Below are 20,465 nucleotides of genomic sequence, written 5' to 3'. Positions count from 1 at the left end.
CCCTCTTTCTTCCTTTCCTCCGCGGAGGCCACATTGCCCACCCAGTTCCTCATCGTCGGGGGCGGCGTCGTCGTCGCCCTCGTCGTCCTGATCCTGCTGTTCAAGGCCGTCTGGCGGGTAGCAGAGCCCAACGAGGCGCTGATCATCTCCGGCCTCGGGGCCAGGGGAAAGACCGAGCACACCGACAGCCTCGGTTTCAAGATCGTCACCGGCAAGGGCAGCGCCGTACTTCCCGGCTTTCAGACCGCCCGCCGCCTGCGCCTGGACAGCCGCGCCGCCAACCTCCAGGTCTCCTGTGTCACCCAGCAGGGCATCCCGGTCGTCGTGAAGGGCGTGGTGATCTACAAGGTCGGCGACGACCTGCACTCCATCGCCAACGCCGCCCGTCGCTTCCTCGACCAGCAGGACTCGATGAACGGTGCCATCCACGAGTTGTTCACCGGTCACCTGCGCTCGATCATCGGTAACCTGACCGTCGAGGACCTCATCCTCAACCGTGAGCGGCTGACCGGTGAGACCCGCGCCTCGGCCTCCGACGAGATGATCAAACTCGGCCTGATCGTCGACTCCCTGCAGATCCAGGAGATCGACGACGAGACCGGCTACATCACCAACATCGGTAAGCCGAACGCCGCCAAGATCGCCGCCGCGGCCCGCATCGCCGAGGCCCAGCGCGACCAGGAGGCCACCGAGGCCGAGCAGATCGCCGCCGCGAACAAGGCCGCGGCCTGGCGCGACTCCCAGATCAAGCAGGCCGCCTACCAGGCCGAGATCGACGAGGCCCAGGCCAGGTCCCGTCAGGCGGGCCCGCTGTCGGAGGCCTCGGCCCGCCAGGAGGTCGTGATCCAGGAGACCCGCGCCGCCGAGCTCGAGGCCCAGCTCGCCGAGCAGCGTCTGCAGTCCCAGGTCCGCAAGCCCGCCGACGCCAGGGCGTACGAGACCGTGACGCTCTCCCAGGCCGAGCGCGACGCCCGCATCGCCCAGGCGGAGGCGGAGGCCCGCGAGACCGAGCTGCGCGCCGCCGCACAGGCCTCCCAGGTCAAGCAGGCCGCCGCCGCCGAGGCCGAGTCCGTACGGCTGCGCGGCCTCGCCGCCGCCGATGCGACCAAGGCCACCGGTCTCGGTGAGGCGGAGGCCGCGAAGGCCAGGGGCCTGGCCGCCGCAGAGGCGGCCAGGGCGCAGGGTCTCGCCGAGGCGGAGGCCGCGAAGGCGAAGGGCCTGGCAGAGGCGGAGGCGATCCGCGCCCGCTCCCAGGCCCTCACCGAGAACCAGGAGGCGGTCATCGCCCAGCAGCTCGCCGAGAACTGGCCGCAGATCGTCGAGGCGGGCGCGAAGGCCTTCGGCAATGTGGATCACATGGTGGTCTTGAACGGTGCCCAGGGCATCGAGGAGATGCTCGCCAAGGCCCTCACCCTCGGTGGCACCGGCCTCGGCCTGGCCCGCTCCCTCCTCAACATGAACACTCCGGCCCCCACCCTCCCCGCCCCGGAGACCAACGGCAAGGCCGTCGACCCGGCCTGACGGCGACGACCCCGGCGGTGGTGTTCTCGCACCTCGCCGGGGTCATCGCGTGACTCCCCGCACCGATCAGGGGACGTTGTGACGCTGGGGAGGCCGCAGGGCGGTCAGTACGGCGTTCGGGGCGTCGGCGAAGAAGCGGATCACGGTGACCTCGGCGCTGCGGCCCAGGGGGCGGACGACGGTGATCGGTTCGGCGAGCTCGACGACCACGTTGGTCTGGGAGGAAACCGCGACGCTGAGCCGTTCGCCGGTCACGGTGACCATGCCGCTCTCGTTGTAGGTGCGCGACAGCCGTACCGAGGAGATCAGGTCGTGCGGGACGCGCAGGTCGAAGTACGCGCCGTAGCGGACGCGCAGCTCCCCGGAGGTCACGACGTGCGGCCGGGTGACGCAGGCCGCGCCGAGCGCCAGCACGAGCACGATCCCGTAGACGTCGGCCACCAGCACCAGCAGCCGTAGGCCGTCCGACACACCGAGCCCGACCAGCAGCAGGTCGACGGCCACGGTCTCGACGACCATCAGGAACAGAAGCACCAGCAGCGTCGAGGACTGTTCCCCCGAATACGGCACCGCGGTCGCGCCGGGCGGCACGCCGTCGCGGCGGCGCGCGACCCACAGCAGAAGGCTCGCCATACTCCTCAGCTCGAAGCCCATGATCCTGCGCACCCGCACGGGCACCAGGTGGTCGACGGTCGCCCCGAGCGCCGCCCGCCGGTCGGCGCCGCTCCGCCGTTCCGCCCTGAACAGCCGGTAGGCGGTCACGGTCTCGAAGCCGAGCACCAGCACGACGGCCAGTTCCGCCCCCGCGAGCATCGGGCCGGGCAGCCGGACTCCCGACACGATCAGGACCGCGAACAGCAACTCCGCGGGAAGCACGGCGAACAACGCGGCACGCGCGATCCGGAGCATCATGTCCTTCCCCGCAGCGTGGCCATGACCAGCCGGAACACTTCGGCCTGGGCGGGGGACAGTTCGGCGTCCAGCGTCTTCATCCACCGCATGGCGTCCGCCTCCTCCGCCCGGCCGTCTCCCCGAGGGCGCGCGTGGTCGGTGTCCGGGAGCATCGCCGCCGCCAGCTCGGCGGGGAGGTGGGCGGCGAGGTCGGCGGCGAGCACAGCGACGCGGGGGTCGCCGGGATCCGCGTCCGCGAGCTCGTCGAGCCGCCGGTACAGGGCGTGCCCTCGGGCGAGCGCCTCGGGCTCGGTGAGCGGGCGCATCAGGTCGACCATCCGGGCCCGGCCCGCCGGGTCGGCCACGCTGTCCACCAGTGCCAGCAGCTCGCGGTCGATCTCGGCGAACCTCGAGCCCTCCGCGGGGAGCGCGCGCAGCACCGCCGCCATGTCGGGGGAAACCGTCGAGTCCGGGCGCAGGTCCGCCTCCGCCAGCAGCGTGGCGAGCCGATCCCTTCTGGCGCCGATCGCCTCCTGCTGTTTGGCGAGGTCGGCGTCCAGTTCCAGGAGCACTTCGCGCAGCTCCCTGCCCCGATCGGCGGCCAGCACGTCGCGGATCTCGTCCAGCGACAGGCCCAGCTCGGCCAGCCGCCTTATGCGGGCGAGGATCACCGCGTCGCGCAGCCGGTACTCCCGGTAGCCGTTGGCCAGCCGTACCGGTTCCGGCAGGAGGCCCAGGTGATGGTAGTGGCGCACGGTCCGGGTCGACACCCCGACCAGCGCGGCGAGATCGCCGATTCGCATGCCCTCATTAGAAACGTTGACGCTACGGCAGGGTCAACCCGGCGCCCGCGGTCCCGTCGGGAGGCCGTCCCGGGGCAGGACCGGCGGCGAAGCGGGCGATTCGGGGCCGCCCAGCCTCCACAGCGCCGTCGCCGTGATCACGGCGGCCAGACCTCCATACCGGGACAGCGTGCGGCCACGTGGGCGGGTAGGGGCGTGGATGCTCTCGGGATATGGACGCCTGTCCGCCATGAACCGTCCTCTCAAGCCTGCCAGGCTCTGGGAGCCGGAAGGGGACATGCCCCTATATTCCGACAACCGTTCGAGAAGTAACCTATAAAACGATTTACTGGTTAGTCAACGAGAGGGAGTCTCATGAAGCGCCAGGACGCCCCCGGCGAGCTGGAACTGGTACGGGAGTTCGTCAACACCCGTGACCTGGAGCAGGGAACCGACGCCCTCGCGACGCCGGAGGGTCTGCGCGCCTGGCTGGTGGCGCGGACGCCGATCGACGAGGCCACGCCCGTCGATGAGGAACTGTGGCGCAGGGCGGTCCTGGTCCGTGAGGCGCTGCGGGCCCTCGCGAGGGCGAACTCGGGAACGCCGGTGTCCCCTGAGGCCGTACGCGTCCTGGATGAGCTGGCGCGTGACGCCGCCGTACGGCTGCGGGTGCGGGACGCCGGCGACCTGGAGCTGGCCGCGGGGGACGGCGGAGGCCTGCGGGAACTTGGCGGGATCCTGGCCGTCGTCGGAGCGGCGGCACTCGACGGGACGTGGCAGCGGTTCAAGGTGTGCCCGGCGGAGGACTGCCTGTGGGCCTTCTACGACCACTCAAGGAACAGGGCCGGGCTGTGGTGTCAGATGGCCGAGTGCGGCAACCGCACCAAGGTGCGGACCTACCGCGCCCGCCACACCCCCTGACACCCCGGCGCCCGCCACAGCCCGTCTCTCCGGGGCGACCCGGGATCCCGGGACCCCGGGACCCTGGACCCCGGGACCCAGGGAACTGGCCCGAGCCGGCCTGGGATCACGCTCCTCCGGGCCCCCCGGGAACCGGCCCGCAGGCGGGGGAGGGGCGCGGAGCATGCTTCCCCGGCGGTTCGGCTGTCCTGGCATCCAAATCCAGGGGACAGGCGAAGAACTGCGCGATGTTGAACCTCCGCACACGGATGGGTACGGCGAGTCGGCTGAGCACGCGGATCCTTCTGATCCGGGTCTTGTGGTTGATCTTGACCTTCACGCACTTCAGCCGGACCGTGTGAAAGCCCGGGAGCGCGTAGTAGGAGATCGAGACCGCGTCGCGGCCGAGCCCCCTCTTGGAGACGCCGACCCCGACCTCCCGGTAGAGGTGTCTCGACCCTTTGAGGTTGAACGCGGTCGAGCCGACGATCGCGTGGTTGGAGTTGGTCGGACAGTGGATGAACAACCGGACGTTGTTGTGCTGGCGAGGCCACGGGGGCAGGACGCGGAGTGAGGTGACGTCCTTCAACCCGGGGGGAAGCTTGCTGGGGTCCGTCGAGACACTCGCGGACGGTGACGCGCTCGGGGACGGTGACGCGCTCGGGGACAGCGTGACGTTCCCCGGCGGTGTCACGCCCATGGCGGGCGCGCGGAGAGTCCCGGCCGAAGCGCCCGAAGTCATGACGAGGGCGGCGGCCACTCCTATCCCCGTGATCGAACGCATGACTCTCCCCTGCCGGACGGACGCTCAGATGCCTGCTGTGTGTTCTCGCCGAGCGGACGGGGTGCGGACGACGATGAGAGGCCGATACCGACGGAATCAGGGGAGGATGCTGGAAAACCGTGCTGACCAGGCCGTTCATCTCATTATGTCGATCACGTTCCTTTCCGGAAGACACCACGCTGCCCTTCCTCGAAGTCTCGAAGAAATGACCTCCCGCCACCGTCCGTCCGCCCGGTCATCCGGGGGCGTGCCGTCAGCTCGCGGGACGTGGCGGGTTTATCGGTTCGGCACGGAAACATGCCCTGATGTGTGCGATTTACGAGAAGATGCCCGATTGTTGGAATCGTCGGCGCCGGAATGGACCGCACGGATCCCTTCCAGAACCACTGCGGACGGGGTCCGCATCTCCGGAGGGGATCTGCGGGTCACGTTAATCTTGTCACGCTCCGCACAGGGGCGTGGTGATCGGAGTCGACGGCGTCGGCTCCGTGTGGTTTGGCCCGCCGGGAGGAACTCCCTTGGAATTCGTTTCACCGAGAGTTTCGCGTGGCCCCGCATCGTGTCGAAGGTCGCCATCTCGGGAGAGCGCTCCATCCTATCAAGAGAAGTGTGCGATCCGTGCACACTTTAAACAATGGTGAAATGAGTAGATGCTTGTCGCGGGAGCCACTCTTCCTGCGGCGCGATAAAACGCGATGACCTGGAAAGATATGGGTTGGGCAGGTCGCCGGATGTCGAATGGCCGTCATTTCTACGTCGCTTTCCGGTCGCTGTCAAGCGTGGCGGAATCAACCTTTCACGGGCAGGTCGGCGCTGCCGTGGACCGGTGTAATCACTCCGCGCGTTCGTCTAATGGCCGCCCGTGCGAGTCGTTTTAAATGGTTGATTTTTTAGTGGGTGATCAGCCTATGCTGACTCGTCGGGTCTGTTGTTTTTATGACACGCGCTGATTGTGCGGGTAATGGGTCTTCCGATGGCGGCGACGCCTCGGTTTGTCATGCTCAGGGAGCATGCCGTTACTTATCGGCACGCCCGGAGTCACTGACTGTAAGACTTTGAACTCGCGCGTCGCGAAAGACGCCAGAGGAGAATTTGTTGTCCGCTCACCCCACTGCTCGGGATGGTGGAAGGTTTCGGTCGTCAGGACGCCGGCTCGCCGCGGCCCTACTCGCCGTGACCGTCGGCACGCTGTCGGGCATGGTCTCGGCGGGATCGGCCTCGGCCGAACCGGCCCCGTCGTATGACCACAGCAAGGAGAAGGGGGTCGCACCGGGAACGCACGGGCCACTGCCCAAGGGGTTCTCCACGACCCAGCTGTCGGTGAAGTTCAACTCCGACAAAGCGGTACGGCTGCGCGATCAGAAGCTGGTCGCGGAGAACGCGGCCGACGCCTCCGAGATCCAGCAGGTGCTGGCCAAGTACAAGGGCGCGTCGATCAGGCCCCTGTCGTCGGTGCCCGAGACGAAGATCACTCAGCAGCGGCTCCAGTTGGAGAAGAGCACCGGCCGCGAGCTGCCCGACCTGAACTCCTGGTTCGTCGTCACCGTGCCCAAGGGCATCGAGTCGCTGCTGAGCGACCTGAACGCGCTGCCGTCGGTGGAGATCGCCCAGGCCAGGCCGATTCTCACCTCCCCCACCGAGCCGTTGCGTTCGGAGCAGAGGTACCGCAACGCGACCGGTGCCGTCCAGGGCGGAGGGGTCGACGCCGACTACGCCAACGCGCAGACCGGTGGCAAGGGCGACGGCATCACCGTCACCGACATCGAGGTCCAGGCCTCGCTGATCCCGGAGTACGGGGCGCAGAAGGTCGCCGCGGGTGACGACCACTCGCTGCTGGTGGCGTGGAGTGCGTCAGGCGGTGAGGTGTGGGCCTGGGGCGACAACGCTCAGGGCCAGCTCGGCATCGGCACCACCACGACCAAGAAGGTCCCGGTGAAGATCCCCGGCCTGACCGGCGTCAACGCCGTCGCCGCCGGTACCGGATTCTCGGTCGCCCTGAAGTCCGACGGCACCGTGTGGGCGTGGGGTGACAACAGCCAGGGGCAGCTCGGCAACGGCACCACCACCGACAGTTTGGTCCCGGTGCAGGTCGCCGGGATCTCCACCGCGGTGGCCGTGAGCGCGGGCGCCGGCCACGTGCTGGCCACGATGTCGGACGGCACCGTCCGGGCCTGGGGCGACAACAGCCAGCGCCAGCTCGGCTACGGCACCAGCGACTCCTCGCTCGCACTCACCGTTCCCAGCCTCACCGGCGTGTCCACCGCCTTCGGTTCCGTCGCGGCGGGGGCGGCCCACTCCGTCGCCGTGCTCGCCACCGGCACGGTCAAGGCCTGGGGCGACAACAGCCAGGGGCAGCTCGGCGACGGCACCACCACCGACCGGATCTCCCCGGTCGCCGTGTCCGGCCTGACCGGTGTCAGCCAGGTCAGCAGCCGCGGCGAACACGTGCTCGCCCTGGTCTCCGGCGGCACGGTCAAGGCCTGGGGCGACAACAGCCAGGGCCAGCTCGGCGACGGCACCGTCACCGACAGGAAGACCCCGGTCTCGGTGTCAGGCCTGACCAACGTCAGCCAGGTGGCCGCCGGTTCCCTGCACAGCGCCGCCACGACGTCGTCGCTCACCTCGACGACCTACACCTGGGGTGACAACGCCCAGGGGCAGCTCGGCAACGGCACAACCACCGACTCCACCACACCCGTCGCGCTTTCCCTGACCGCCGAGTCGATCGCGGTGGGCACGGCGCACAACGTCGCCAAGCTCAGCCAGTGGTTCCACGTATGGGGCGCCAACGGCAGCGGGCGGCTCGGTGACGGCGCCACCACCACCCGGACCAGCCCGTTCCAGCTGAGCGGACTGATCAACGCGTGGAACATGTGCCACGAGGAGCTGGCCGGACGCGTCGCGACCGGCGCGGTGGTCCAATCGCCCGCCCTGTTCGGCGACCCCTGCTCCACCGACGTCAGGGTCGGCCACGGCACCGCCGTCGCCGGGATCATCGGCGCCCAGGACAACAACGGACTCGGCATGGCGGGCATCGCGCCACACGCCACGCTGCACCTGACCGGCGCTGATGTTCCCGACGCCATCTCCTACGCCACCGCGCACTCCGGACCGGGCGACGTGATCCTGTACGAGCTCGGAGTGACCCCCGACGGCCCCTCCGGCGGCTGGTATCCCTGGGAGGTGGACAGCAGCGCCTACGACCAGACGGTGCTGGCGACCGCCGCCGGGGTGACCGTGGTCGAGGCGGCCGGTAACGGCGGCAACGACCTCGACGACCCGACCGACGCCTACGCCACCACCATCATGGGTCGTCCCGACTCCGGCGCCATCGTGATCGGCGCGGGAGCACCGCCCAGCCCCGGCGGGACGAACTGCACCGGCTCAGCCCCCACCGCCGAGCTGAGAGCGCTGTCGTTCTCGACGTACGGCTCGCGCGTGGACATCCAGGCCTACGGCGCGTGCGTGGCCGCCTTGGGCATCCCCGGCTCGCAGGACCTGACCCCCTCGGAGACCAACCCGAACAAGCTGTACATCAGCTACTTCAGCGGCACCTCCAGCGCCAGCGCCATAGTCGCCGGAGTGGTGGCCGACCTCCAGGGTGTCGCCAAGGCGGCGAGCGGAGTGCTCACCCCGAGCCAGGTCCGTAGCACCCTCAAACTGACCGGCACGGCCCAGCCCACCGGCGACCCCCACCACATCGGCCCCCGGCCTGACCTGCACGCGGCGATCGACGACATCCTGACCCCCTAGAAGATCACAGAAGACCTCCTGTTCTGGCCTCGCGTCGAATGACGCGGGGCCAGACCCATGCGGGAAACGGGGCCGAGCCCCAGAACTCCCCACAGCGATCACGGAAAACCCAGCGCCCCCATCTCTGACCCGCGACATCCCAACAGCAGGCCAGGCGGACCAGGCCGAACCGTCTTTTCGCGAGTGCGGGTCAGGCACTACTTCGCTGGATCCGCGGCCGAAACCACCAGCGGACCACCGGAGTCCTGCTCCTCCAGGCCCCGTGCCAGCCGCAGCCAGGTGGTGAACAGGGCGGCTTCGACGTCGCCCAGGTCGTGGAGTTTCACGGAGGCCATCGCCCGCGCGCCGGGTTCGAGGCGGCCGGACGGGTCGGTGATCTCCTGGCCCCGCCAGAACCCGAAGGTCAGATAGGAGGAGTAGGCCTTGAGATGGCAGACCGGGGACTTGCCCGGGGCCGCTCCCAGACTCCACACCGGGTGTCCGTGCCAGAGCGCACCGGCCCCGGGCAGCACCTCCTCGATGAGGGGCAGGAGCTTGTCGGCGATGTGCCGCTGGGACTCGGGGAGAGAGGCGAGGTAGTCCTGAACGGTGGCGAACGTGGCCATGTCGATGTCCTTACTGCTTGGAACTGCTTGGAACTTGCCTGTAGGGCGGATTCGGGCTGCTCGCAGGCGGCCCCAGACCGGCCGGCGGTGTCGGCGGTACCCGCGATGCGCGCTCTCGCGGGATTTCAGAGACCGCGGCGGTACCGGACGGCGACCACGGCGATCCAGAGCATCGCGGTGATGGCGCCGATGGCCAGGCTCAGGGAGCCCGCCGTACCGCCGCTCATGGCCCAGCCGTCGCCGACCAGGAGGGCGGTGCCCGCGACGCGGGAGGCGATGGCGTGGCCGCGGTTCCCGGCGCGGCTGAAGTGGCGGCCCAGGACGTAGCAGGCGGCGATCAGGGCGATGAAGGCGACCGAGCCCGCGGCCATGTGGCCGTAGCTGTGCCAGGTGAGCGCCTCGGGCATGCCGTACGGGGTGCCGATGGGGAAGCCGTCGGCCGGGTCCATGACGAAGACTCCGGCGGCGATCATGCCGATGCCGTTGATCCGGACCAACCGTGGCGCCCACCTGCCTCCGGGAGTGCCGTGCAGGACTCGGCGCAGGCCACTCGCCCCGGCGACGGTCAGGACGCCCGCGACCAGGAAGTTGGTGATCTGCAGCCAGCCGAGGGAACCGTTGCTCAGCGCGCTCAGCGGGTGGCGGGTCAGATCGAAGCCCTCGCGGGTCGCGGCCTGAGCCAGGGAGACGACCGTCCACAGGGGTGCCGCGACGGCCGCGCAGGTGAGCAGGGAACGGGTGGAGGTCGAGACGGTGGCGGCGGAGGCGGGGATCTGGACGGTGGAGGTCATGACCGGTGCCTTTCTCGGGTTCGTCTTCTTCGGTTCTCGCTCACACGTCGACTCGGCGATGTGACAGGGAATGCCCCCGTTCCCTGTCACATAGGTTTGTTCGACGCGTAGGCAGAGCACCCGAAAGAGAAAAGGAAAGACACATGCGCTACCTGATGATCTCCAAGCCTTCCGACACCGTTCCCGACGAGAAGCTGCACATCGAGATGGGCAAGTTCATCGAGGAACTGACCACGGCAGGTGTCCTGCTGGCCACCGGCGGCCTCGAGCCCGGCGGCATCCGCGTGACGTCCTCCGGCGACGAGATCACCGTGACGGACGGCCCGTTCGCCGAGGCCAAGGAGGCCGTGGCCGGGTTCGCACTGGTCGAGGTCCGCTCCAAGGAGGAGGCGATCGAGCTGACCCGCCGGTTCCGCAAGATCGTCGGTGACGGCGAGAGCGTGATCCAGCAGGTCTTCGGCCCCTGAACGGCGGCCCCTGGATTGTTGGCGGTATCGCCCCGGCTCGCGCGCGAGCCGGGGCGATGGGAACGGGCGATACCCGAGGGAATGGGGCGGCTCATGCCCTTGAACCTCCCGCTACGGGAGGTTCTAGCGTTGCCGACGTGAGCGGGAAGAACGCCATCGGACGCCGGTGGAGCATCGGAGAGCTGGCGCAGGCCACCGGGGTGACCGTGCGCGCGCTGTACCACTACGACGAGATCGGTCTGCTGTCCGCGAGCGAACGCACCGTGTCGGGGCACCGCCGCTACACCGAGCACGATCTGCGACGGCTGTACCGCGTGCGGGCACTGCGCGCGCTCGGGCTGTCGCTGGAGGAGGTCGCGGGCGTGCTCGTGAACTCGCCGGACGACCTGGCGACGATGCGCGAACTACTGACCGCTCAGCTCCGTGACCTGGAAAGCCAGGCCGAACGAATCCACCGGATCAAGCACCGCGTTCACGGGTTGCTGCGGCAACTCGACGATGCCTCGATGCCGGATCCTGACCAGTTCATGATGACTTTGGAGATGATCTCTGTGTTCGAGACCTACTTCACCCAGGAACAGCGGGATCGATTGGCCGAACGCAGGGCCGAACTCGGTCCCGAGGCCGTCGAGGCGGCCAAGGCACGGTGGGCCGACCTGGTCGAGGAACTGCTCCACCACGTACGGGCCGAAACCCCCGTCGACGATCCACAGGTCCGCGACCTCGTCTCACGCTGGGACGCGCTGGGCAGCGCGTTCCACCCTGGCGGTCAGCAGGACGAGCGGACCACGACCACGGCCCGGAGAATGTGGCAGGACAACACCACCGAGATCAGCCGACGCCTGCCCTGGCCCGCCGGCCAGATGGCCGCGTTGGTCGCCTACCTGGAGCGCGTCCGGAACACGGCGAGCACAAACCGCGAGGAGTGACGGCGCCCCAAACCCACCGACCGACACCTCCCGCAAGGGCCTGCAAGGACCTACCGGGACATCCTGTGGAGGGCGTCGATGGCGAGGCGGTAGCCGTCCACGCCGAGGCCGACGATGGTGCCGCGCGCGACAGGGGAGATGTAGGAGTGGTGGCGGAAGGCCTCCCGGCGGTGCACGTTGGAGATGTGCACCTCGATGACCGGTAGCTCCGTCCCCTCGATGGCGTCGTGCAGGGCGATCGAGGTGTGGGTGTAGGCCCCGGGATTGAAGACCGCCCCAACGACCTCGCCGGCCTTGACGCCTGCCCCGGCCTCATGGATCCAGTCGATGAGCTGGCCCTCGTGGTTGGACTGGCGGAAGACCAGATCCAGCCCGAGCCGGATGGCCTCCTCGCGGCACAGCTCTTCCACGCCCGCCAACGTCGTGGACCCGTAAACCTCGGGCCTACGGGTGCCGAGCAGGTTCAGGTTCGGGCCGTTGAGCACGTGGACACTGGTCACTGAAGCATTCTGTCTCATCCGGAGGCAGCCGAACCCCCGAACAGGCCAAAGGGCCCCGTGTCCTGTTCGCCTGACACCCTGGCTGACACGCGTGAGCGACCGGCACGCGGACTGACATGCATGAGCGACTACGACGTCTTCCTCGCCGGCCGTCCCGCCCGCACCACGCTGGACCTGGTCGCCGACACCTGGTCGGTCGTCATGTGTTCGGTGAACACGCTGAGGTGGCGTGAAGACGCTGGGGGTGAGCGGCTGCTGGAGAGGGCGTTTCTCATTCCAGGGGCCTCAACCCTGGCAAGGGCGGGCAAAGGGTTGAGAGCGCCCGGGGTGGCTTCAACGAGAGCGGGAACTGTCGATGTGGCCTTCGAGGGAAGGCCACATCGACGAGAGGAATTCGCGATGGGGTACATCACCACCAGAGACGGCACCGACATCTTCTACAAGGACGAGGGCTCCGGGCAGCCGGTGGTGTTCAGCCACGGCTGGCCTCTCAACGCCGACGCCTGGGAAGACCAGATCCGCTTCGTCGCCGAGAACGGCTACCGGGCCGTCGCCCACGACCGGCGTGCGCACGGCCGCTCCAGCCAGGTGGCGAACGGCCACGACATGGACACCTACGCCGACGATCTCGCCGAGGTGATCGAGAAGCTGGACCTGCGGGACGTGGTCCTGGTCGGCCACTCCACCGGCGGTGGCGAGGTGACCCGCTACATCGGTCGCCACGGCACCTCCCGAGTCGCCAAGGCCGTGCTGCTCGGCGCGGTCCCGCCGCTGATGCTGAAGACCGACGCCAACCCGGAAGGCACCCCGATCAAGGTCTTCGACGACATTCGGATCGCGGTGGCGGGAGACCGCGCGCAGTACTGGAAGGACCTCAGCGGCCCCTTCTACGGCGCCAACCGGCCGGACTCCAACGTCTCACAGGGCGTGCGTGACGCGTTCTGGCTGTGGAGCATGCAAGTTGGACTGAAGGCCGCCTACGACTGCGTCAAAGCCTTCTCCGAGACCGACTTCACCGAGGACCTCAGGCGCTTCGACATCCCGACGCTGATCGTGCACGGGGACGCCGACCAGATCGTGCCCATCGACGACTCGGCACGGAAGTCGGCTGAGATCGTCCAGGGCGCGACCCTGAAGGTCTATCCCGACGCCCCGCACGGCCTGGCCAACATCAACCCCTTCAAGGACCGGTTCAACGACGACCTGCTGACCTTCATCAGGAGCTGAGAGGAGACGGGGCAGTCGTGCCAGAGAGGCGGAATATCGGTTGAACGAGCTGTCCCAGGGATTCTAGGATCGCGAACCATGACGTTCGCGTTCTTCTTCGACCTCCGTTAGCCGCCGTCGGCGAAGCGAGGAGAGACCCGTCGCCGACGAGGCGGGGTGGCGTAGCGCTGCCCCGGGCTGACGTGGGAGAAGAACGATCACTATGCGCATTCGCGCGTTTTTTCTCACCGCCCCGCGTCCCAGTGCTCCCGTCGTCTCGTGACGGCGGCGAGCCTGGTGGCGCGGTGCGTTCACGGGCTGGAGCCAACGGTCGCCGCTGAGATACTCCAGCTCGGACTCGGCATGATCACCCATCTGGGACACCGCGAGATTCACTTTCGCGCGCACAGGCCCGATGCGCGGGCCGTCGCTCTGCGCACGGCAGACGACGTGTTCCTGCTCGCCGGGCAGTGCGCCGACCCCGGTACGGCCAAGCAGGGCGCCACCGCGCTCGCTCGGCTCGCCGACATCGCCGACCTCGAACGGCTGACGCGGTCGCGCCAGAGCCACGGAGGTCCTGGCGCGCTCACCGGTGTCGAGGTGTCGGCGTCGTTCCTGGGCAGGCGCAACTTCAACCGCTACGACGTCGAAGACGCCGTCGGGCGCGTCCTGGCACGGCGGCTGGGGGTCGGCTACCACTCGCGGCGCGCGGGAACCGCACCTCCGCCGGGTCACAGCGGATGGCGGGTGACCCTCGACGGCACGAGGGCGACCCTCATGCTGCGGGTCGCCGACCGGCCTCTGCACCGACGTGACTACAAACGGCGTTCCGTTCCGGGGACGCTGCATCCCCCGCTGGCCGCCGCCATGGCACGGATGGCCGACATCCATCCCGGCCACACGGTTCTCGACCCCTGCTGCGGCGCGGGAACATTGCTGGCCGAAGCGGGAAACCAGCAGCCTCAGGCTCGTTTCTGCGGCTTCGACCTCGCCCCGCAGTCGTTGCACGCAGCGCGGGAGAACACGGCCGTGTTCTCCTCGGTCACCCCGGCCGGATCACGCATCACCATCGGCCAGGCCGACGCCGGACGCCTGCCCCTACCGGACGGCAGCGTCGACCGCGTGCTGAGCAATCCCCCCTGGGGAGGCCAGGTCGCCGCCCACGGCCTGCTCGCCGCATCCTCCTCCCACTGGTGGACGGAACTGCGGCGTGTCCTCGCCCCGGACGGGACGGCCGTGGTCCTGCTTCCCGGCGTCGGCGACCTCCCCATCGGGATCCGCCGACATCTCGTCCCCGTACACATCCAGAGCGTCAGGCTCTCCGGCGCACAGTCGTACCTCATCCGACTGGCGGCGCCGGGCAGGCAGGAGCGTTCGCGATCGGGCTCTTCCAGAAAGGAACGGTGACACAGTCATCTGATCAACTGACGAGGAGCCCTCACGCTTCGCGCCAGCCTGACCGGGCCTGCTCTCAGCAGGCCCGGTCGCCTCCCCTCCAACGGCCTAGCCTTGCCCGGCGGGCTGAACCGCGCCTGCGTCGTCGCTACCGGTGACGGGAGTGTGCGCGGGGGGAGAGAGGCTCGGGGCCGCTTCGTTCAGGACGTGGGCTTCCACTCCTCCTTGAAGCCGGGGCGCAGGTAGTAGCCGGCCGCGAGGTACGCCAGAACCTCCGACAGGGTCTCGTCCCGGATCGTGGCGCGTGTGAGCTGCAGCGCGTCCTCGGTGCTCAGGGCCTCACCGGCACCGAGGCGCTTGCGGAAGGTGTTGACGAGGTCACGGGTGGCTCTGTATCGCTGGATGATGTTGAGCTTCACCTGGGAGCTACCGGAGATGTGCTCGATGAACTTCTCCCCACCCCCGGGCCCCAGGGTTTTCTCGCCGAGGTCCCTGAGAAGATCGCCATCGGCGGCGAGGACCTGGGCGCCGTTCATCTCGCGCTCGATGGTGGGGTACAGCCAGTCGGCGATCTCATCGGCAATGTCGGTCACGCGCTCTCCTCACCACGTTCCTCAGCATGGATGCCCCATTCTTCAGGGCGGGGAGGAGATGCAAAACGGCCCCTCGTGATGTTCCCCGGATTTTTCGGCAGGTCTTTCGGGCCGGGAGGACGTCAAGAGACAGCCGGCGAGTCCCACCGACCCGGCGGTTGCTTTCCGAGAAAACCTCAACGGATTGCTTCAGCCAGCACCGGAGCACCCACCCCCCGGAGCGCGAACCAACCGAACACCGCAGCGCGTCTTCAGCACAGCCCCCAAAACCGGCCTGTAGCGTGTCCCCAAAATCAGATCATCACATGCGCCTCAGGATGCCCAACAAAGGAGAACTGCGCGTTACGAGTCAGCTTGATGTCGTCAGCCTGCCAGGTATGCATCGAAGCATCCCCGCTCCGCCAGTAAACAAAATTGAACCGGTCAGCAGAGTAGATTTTCACCCGGTCCTCCTTCAGCCGCCGCACCAGCCGCGTGTCCTCACCCCGGGTCACATCCTCGAACCCATAATGCCGGAACATCTCAGCCTTACCGAGGAACGTCCCCCCCTGCACCAGCCAGCTGTACCGATGCTCAAGCCCAGGCAGCCGCAGCATCGTCGTGTTACTACCCTCGAAAAACGCGTAATGCGCGCCCTTCCCGACCAACTCCGCATCGGAATAGTCAAAAGCACGCACCAGATCCGACAGGTAATGCTCTCCGTACAGGTTGTCGTCGTCCATCTTCGCGATGAGCGACCCCTCCGCCGCCGCGATCCCCAAATTCATACAGGCACCCAGCGACAAAGAAGGATCCGCAGGCAGCACCACCACGTCGGACACCCCCGCCACCCGAGCCTTGTCGGCCACGACCACGGGGTCGATGTCCAGCCCGTGCAGCACCATCACCAGCTGCAACGGCCGGTGGATCTGCTTGGCCACCGACGAGATCGCGTGCTCGATCTGCGAGGCCCGGTTCGTCGGCAGCACCACCGAAACCGACCGTGACACAGGCGAGACAGGCTTGCCCAGCAACTGCAGAATCTGATCCACCCGGTGCGTGAACAGGTGCTTGTCGAAGACCTCCCGCATCGCCATATGCCCCTGCCTGGCGCGCAGCTCAGGACTGTTGATCAGATGCAGCACCTGGTTGTAGGACTCGGTCTGGTCCCGGGCGATCGGGATCAACGACCCGAACGTCTCCTCAATCGCGCGTGACCACCCCGAGACCACCGACGTCGCACAGGCCGACAGCTCGAAGACACGGCGGGCGCACATCGTCGGAGAGTCGAGCACCGAGTTCACGTTCAGGAAGACCTTGTACATCTTGTACGCGGCCAGCATCTGGTCGTACGGCAACTCGCCCACGATGTGCGGGACGTACTCGGCGGGCCAGGCGTACTTCTCGTCGACCGTGCCGTTGCGCGCGAAGATGTGCAGCCCCAGCTCGCGGATCGGCGCAAGCACCGTCTCCATCTGCTCGCGCCGCTCGGGATGCTTGTCCCGGAAGTACATCCCCGCGAACACGACGTCGTGCAGCCGCCCCCGCCGTTCCTGGATCGGGTTGTGCACCCGGGGTTGCGCGGCGAACTGCAGGACATCCACGCGATCGTGCCCGAGCACCTCGCGATACCGGGGCACCATGTCCCCGTCGCACGTGAAAACGTAGTCGAACAGTTTGGCCGTATCGATGAAGAAGTCGAAGTTCGGCGGGTCCTCCTTGTTCCAGAAGACCGTCGGGATCCCCTCGTCCCTGCACCAGTCGATCAAGGCCCGCAGCTCGGGCTTCGGTGCGTTCGACCCGGTCATCTGGTAGCGCCAGCGGCCCTGGTTGCCGTGCCAGGCCGATTCGGCGAACAGGATCTCCGGCCTGCGCTCGGCGAAGATCTCCGGCCAGTCGCGCAGCCCGAACTCGATCTGGTCCCACTCGTATTTGAACGCCATCCTGGAGAAGTCGTCCAGGATCACCGCGACCTTCATGTCCGGCCGGTTGATCGGTCCCGTGGGCCACTTCGCCTGCGGCACGTCCACGGCCGGCCCCTGCTGGTCGAGCTCGGCGACCACCTCGCTCACCGGCCGAGGCGGCTTGGGCCCCTTGCGGGCCGCCATCGCCGCCTTCAGCTTGCCGGGCAGCCGCACGACCCCGGCCCCCTTCGCCCCGGTCAGCGCCTCCGCGACCCGGTACGGCCGCTGGACCTTGGTCGACTCCAGCTTCCACTGCGCGTAGTCGGCACGGGCCTCGGCGATGGCCAGGCGCCGCTCCAGGTCTTGGACGCGCTCCTCGAAGCGCTCGATGACCTTGCGCTCCTCTGGCAGCCAGTTGATCGGCCCGAGACGCTGGAACTTCGGCTCTTCGGGGGTCTGCTCACTCGTGGGGGAACTCATGGGAATCGCCTTTACGCCAGGGTCGTGCCAGCGTACGGCTTACGCCGCACCGAAACAGCCGTTTTACAGGGATTTGGGCGATACGACCTGTCCGGCAGGGGAGAGGTTGCCCCCCTTGAGCCAGGCCTCGATCACCCGGGCGATCCTGGGCCCGGCCTTGCCGTCCCAGAGCGGGGGCAGCTCACCCGAGGGCGTCGCCGCGCCTTCGGCCAGGGCCCGGTCCGCGGCGGCGGCCAGTTGCGCGGGGGTGACGAGGCGGTTGGTGCCGTGGGTGATGGTGATCGGCCGCTCGGTGTTGGGGCGCACCGTCAGGCAGGGGACGCCCAGCATGGTCGTCTCCTCCTGCACCCCGCCGGAGTCGGTGACGACCAGGGCGGCGCCGCGCACCAGCGACAGGAAGTCGACGTAGCCCAGCGGGTCGACGATGAGCAGGTTCCCGCCGGTCACCAGTCCCGCCTCAGCCAGCCGCTGACGCCCCCTGGGATGCATCGGCACCACGATCGGCAGGCGCTCGCTCACCTCAAGCACCGCGTCGACGAGCTCCTTCGCCGACGCCGGATCGTCCACGTTCGCCGGCCGGTGCAGCGTGGCCACGCCGTACCGTTCCGCCAGCCCCAGACGGGCCCGGACCGGAGCAGGATCGAGATGGTCCAGAGCGGAGAACAGGCTGTCGATCATCGGGTTGCCGACGAGGTGGACCCGTGCCGGGTCGACGCCCTCGTTCGCCAGGTGGGACAGCGCGTCCGGCGAGGTGGCGAACAGGATGTCGGACAGGGCGTCGGTGACGACCCGGTTGACCTCCTCGGGCATCTCCCGGTCGAAGGAGCGCAGGCCTGCCTCGACGTGCGCGGTCGGGATGTGCAGCTTGCCGCAGACGAGGATCGCGGCCAGCGTCGAGTTCACGTCACCGTAGACGACGACCAGCGTGGGACGGTGCTCCAGCACCACGTCCTCGAGCCCGATCAGCAGGGCGGCGGTCTGGCGCGCGTGCGAGCCCGATCCGACTCCCAGGTTGGCGATCGGCTCCGGCAGCCCGAGGTCGGCGAAGAACACGTCCGACATCAGCGCGTCGTAGTGCTGACCGGTGTGGATGATGCCCTGCCGCACCCCCAGCTCTGCGAGTCCGCGGACGACCGGGGCCGCCTTCACGAAGTTGGGCCGCGCGCCGAGCACGTGCAGGACGAGGGGATTTTCGGGGTCCGGGGTCGTCCCCGTGGGGGCGTAGTCCCTCATTGACCTCGCCTTTCATGCGGGAGTAGGGCAAACGATGCCTATGGTACGGTCACCGCGTGGTATCCGATGCCAGCACGCCAGACTCCTCAAAGGTTTCCGCGAAGTCGGCCCGTGCGGGGCTGAGCGGCCTTCTGAAGGGGTTCGCCAAGCACCCCGTGATCGTCTCCCGGGTCGTGGCGGCCAAGGTCAAGTCCGATCCGGTGCGTGTGGCCCAGGCCGCCGCAGAGACCCTGCCGCCGAGGCTGCGTCCCGTCGTGGGACGGTTCGCCTGGCCCGCCGCGCGCCAGGCCAGGATGGTGGTCCGCAAGCTGGGCATGCGCCTGGTCAAGGGCCCGTGGGCCGAGGCCAAGGAGCACTTCGACTCGGGCCGGATGAGCGAGGCGGTCGCCGTGCTCCAGGGGCACACGAGGTACCCCTTCATCAAGCGCAGGGCCGCCTACTACGCGGGCGAGCTGGCCGCCATCCAGCCCAACCCGATCCCGCCGAAGGCCAAGGTCATCGTGGGCGAGCGGGTCGAGGGGCGGGTGCTGCACTGCGTCACCAACGCCCTGCCGTACACGCAGGCCGGATACACCGTGCGGACTCACCGCATCGTCAGCGCGCAGAAGGCCGCCGGGCTCGACCCGCACGTCGTGACCAGCTGGGGCTGGCCGATGATGCAGGGCCACGCGGACGCGACGCCGTACGAAGAGATCGACGGCATCCCCTACCACCGGCTGATCCCCGACGGCGGCGATGTGCCGTTCGAGAGCCACGGGCGGATGCTCAAGGGCGCGGGCGAGGTGACCGAGCTGGTCAGGACCCTCAGGCCGCAGGTCCTGCACGCCGCGACCGACCACCGTAACGGCTCGGTCGCGCTGGCGGTGCGGGAGCGGACCGGGACGCCGCTGGTCTACGAGGTCCGCGGCTTCCTTGAGGAGACCTGGGCCTCCCGCGACCCCAAGCGCGTCGGCAGCCAGCGGCACGTGCTCCAGCGCGACCGCGAGGCGTTCATCATGCGCTCGGCCGACGCCGTGGTGACCCTGGCGGAGACCATGGCGACCGAGATCGTCGAGCGGGGCGTGCCGCGGGAGAGGATCTTCCTTGCGCCCAACGCGGTCGACGACTCGCTGCTGACGGCCAAGTACGACGGTGAGGCGTTCCGCTCCGCGTACGGCATCGAGCCCGGCGAGATCATCATGGGCTCGGTCTCGAGCATCGTGGCCTACGAGGGTTTCGCGACCATGATCAACGCAGCCGCGCTGCTGCGGGACCGGGGCACCCCGGTCAAGGTGCTCCTCGTCGGCGACGGCACGGAGCGGCCCGCGCTGCTCGAACAGGTCGAGGAGCTCGGCCTGGGGGACGTCGCGATCCTGCCGGGCCGGGTCGGCCCCGAGGAGGCGCTGCAGGCGCAGGCGGCCATCGACATCTTCGTCTGCCCCCGCGAGGACCTGCGGGTGTGCCGACTTGTTACACCATTGAAACCCGTCGAGGCCATGGCGCTCGGCAAGCCGGTCGTGCTGAGCGACCTGCCCGCCCTGTCGGAGCTCGTGGGCACCGGCGGCGCCGGGCTTCTGGTCCCCGCGGGCGACCCGGAGGCCCTCGCGGACGCGCTCGCCGGGCTCCGTGACGACCCGGAGCGGCGGGCCGCGATGGGCGAGGCGGGACGGGCCGAGGTGGCGGCGAAGCGCACGTGGAGCCGCGTCGCGGAGACATACCGTGACCTTTACCGATCACTTACCGTTTGATGACCTCCAATCGACGGGCTGGTAA

General features: G+C 68.6%; 17 protein-coding genes. 8 read left to right on the top strand and 9 right to left on the bottom strand.

Annotation, left to right across the window (positions count from 1 at the left end; genetic code table 11):
* Nucleotides 1-33 precede the first annotated feature (33 nt).
* Complete coding sequence (locus AB0395_RS04065) at nt 34-1,521, top strand: SPFH domain-containing protein (protein WP_366276771.1); 1,488 nt, start codon at nt 34-36, stop codon at nt 1,519-1,521.
* A 66-nt stretch (nt 1,522-1,587) separates the two neighbouring features.
* On the opposite strand, the gene AB0395_RS04060 is transcribed toward AB0395_RS04065, so the two are convergent.
* Both AB0395_RS04060 and AB0395_RS04055 read right to left on the bottom strand, forming a co-directional pair.
* Nucleotides 1,588-2,433 carry a hypothetical protein gene (locus AB0395_RS04060; protein ID WP_366276769.1) on the bottom strand — a complete coding sequence of 282 codons (846 nt, stop codon included), beginning with the start codon at nt 2,431-2,433 and terminating at the stop codon, nt 1,588-1,590.
* On the bottom strand, nt 2,430-3,215 hold the full coding sequence (locus AB0395_RS04055; RefSeq protein ID WP_366276766.1) for a MerR family transcriptional regulator: 786 nt from the start codon (nt 3,213-3,215) through the stop codon (nt 2,430-2,432). The genes AB0395_RS04060 and AB0395_RS04055 overlap by 4 nt, the downstream gene beginning before the upstream one ends.
* 354 nt (nt 3,216-3,569) lie before the next feature.
* Here AB0395_RS04055 and AB0395_RS04050 point away from each other — a divergent pair, with 354 nt between their 5' ends.
* Nucleotides 3,570-4,115, top strand: a complete 546-nt coding sequence (locus AB0395_RS04050) for a CGNR zinc finger domain-containing protein (protein WP_366276764.1) — start codon at nt 3,570-3,572, stop codon at nt 4,113-4,115.
* A gap of 106 nt (nt 4,116-4,221) precedes the next feature.
* Here AB0395_RS04050 and AB0395_RS04045 read toward each other — a convergent pair whose 3' ends face one another.
* Entirely contained in the window at nt 4,222-4,878 is a 657-nt protein-coding gene (locus AB0395_RS04045; RefSeq protein ID WP_366276761.1) for a hypothetical protein, read from the bottom strand.
* Nucleotides 4,879-6,051: 1,173 nt separating this feature from the next.
* Here AB0395_RS04045 and AB0395_RS04040 point away from each other — a divergent pair.
* A complete protein-coding gene (locus tag AB0395_RS04040; protein ID WP_366276758.1) occupies nt 6,052-8,631 on the top strand; it encodes a S8 family serine peptidase in 2,580 nt (859 codons plus the stop codon).
* Between the two features lie 197 nt (nt 8,632-8,828).
* Here the strand turns inward: AB0395_RS04040 and AB0395_RS04035 are convergent, their stop codons facing one another.
* Both AB0395_RS04035 and AB0395_RS04030 read right to left on the bottom strand, forming a co-directional pair.
* Nucleotides 8,829-9,236: a DUF1801 domain-containing protein gene (locus tag AB0395_RS04035; RefSeq protein ID WP_366276757.1), complete on the bottom strand. Its 408-nt coding sequence runs from the start codon at nt 9,234-9,236 to the stop codon at nt 8,829-8,831.
* A gap of 125 nt (nt 9,237-9,361) precedes the next feature.
* Nucleotides 9,362-10,027 carry a DUF998 domain-containing protein gene (locus tag AB0395_RS04030; RefSeq protein WP_366276755.1) on the bottom strand — a complete coding sequence of 222 codons (666 nt, stop codon included), beginning with the start codon at nt 10,025-10,027 and terminating at the stop codon, nt 9,362-9,364.
* Between the two features lie 143 nt (nt 10,028-10,170).
* Between AB0395_RS04030 and AB0395_RS04025 the strand changes: the two genes are divergently transcribed.
* Both AB0395_RS04025 and AB0395_RS04020 read left to right on the top strand, forming a co-directional pair.
* Nucleotides 10,171-10,494 (top strand): YciI family protein, encoded by a 324-nt coding sequence (locus tag AB0395_RS04025; protein WP_366276754.1) that lies wholly within the window; start codon nt 10,171-10,173, stop codon nt 10,492-10,494.
* 137 nt (nt 10,495-10,631) lie between these two features.
* Nucleotides 10,632-11,423 carry a MerR family transcriptional regulator gene (locus AB0395_RS04020; RefSeq protein WP_366276752.1) on the top strand — a complete coding sequence of 264 codons (792 nt, stop codon included), beginning with the start codon at nt 10,632-10,634 and terminating at the stop codon, nt 11,421-11,423.
* Nucleotides 11,424-11,473: 50 nt separating this feature from the next.
* Here AB0395_RS04020 and aroQ read toward each other — a convergent pair whose 3' ends face one another.
* Nucleotides 11,474-11,923 (bottom strand): type II 3-dehydroquinate dehydratase, encoded by a 450-nt coding sequence (gene aroQ, locus AB0395_RS04015; RefSeq protein WP_366276750.1) that lies wholly within the window; start codon nt 11,921-11,923, stop codon nt 11,474-11,476.
* Between the two features lie 399 nt (nt 11,924-12,322).
* On the opposite strand from aroQ, the gene AB0395_RS04010 reads away from it, so the two are divergent.
* Both AB0395_RS04010 and AB0395_RS04005 read left to right on the top strand, forming a co-directional pair.
* Complete coding sequence (locus AB0395_RS04010; RefSeq protein WP_366276747.1) at nt 12,323-13,150, top strand: alpha/beta hydrolase; 828 nt, start codon at nt 12,323-12,325, stop codon at nt 13,148-13,150.
* 258 nt (nt 13,151-13,408) lie between these two features.
* Nucleotides 13,409-14,536 (top strand): methyltransferase domain-containing protein, encoded by a 1,128-nt coding sequence (locus AB0395_RS04005; protein WP_366276744.1) that lies wholly within the window; start codon nt 13,409-13,411, stop codon nt 14,534-14,536.
* Between the two features lie 188 nt (nt 14,537-14,724).
* Here the strand turns inward: AB0395_RS04005 and AB0395_RS04000 are convergent, their stop codons facing one another.
* The 3 genes from AB0395_RS04000 to wecB all read right to left on the bottom strand — a co-directional run bounded on the left by AB0395_RS04000 (nt 14,725) and on the right by wecB (nt 18,713).
* Nucleotides 14,725-15,117: a hypothetical protein gene (locus AB0395_RS04000; RefSeq protein ID WP_366276743.1), complete on the bottom strand. Its 393-nt coding sequence runs from the start codon at nt 15,115-15,117 to the stop codon at nt 14,725-14,727.
* 293 nt (nt 15,118-15,410) lie between these two features.
* Nucleotides 15,411-17,480: a glycosyltransferase gene (locus tag AB0395_RS03995; protein ID WP_366276741.1), complete on the bottom strand. Its 2,070-nt coding sequence runs from the start codon at nt 17,478-17,480 to the stop codon at nt 15,411-15,413.
* Nucleotides 17,481-17,543: 63 nt separating this feature from the next.
* Entirely contained in the window at nt 17,544-18,713 is a 1,170-nt protein-coding gene (gene wecB, locus AB0395_RS03990; RefSeq protein WP_366276740.1) for a UDP-N-acetylglucosamine 2-epimerase (non-hydrolyzing), read from the bottom strand.
* Between the two features lie 56 nt (nt 18,714-18,769).
* Between wecB and AB0395_RS03985 the strand changes: the two genes are divergently transcribed.
* Complete coding sequence (locus tag AB0395_RS03985; protein WP_366276739.1) at nt 18,770-20,440, top strand: glycosyltransferase family 4 protein; 1,671 nt, start codon at nt 18,770-18,772, stop codon at nt 20,438-20,440.
* Nucleotides 20,441-20,465 lie beyond the last annotated feature (25 nt).

The organism is Streptosporangium sp. NPDC051023 (assembly GCF_040689595.1).
Classification (GTDB): domain Bacteria; phylum Actinomycetota; class Actinomycetes; order Streptosporangiales; family Streptosporangiaceae; genus Streptosporangium.
This window is presented reverse-complemented; position numbering and strand designations above follow the sequence as displayed.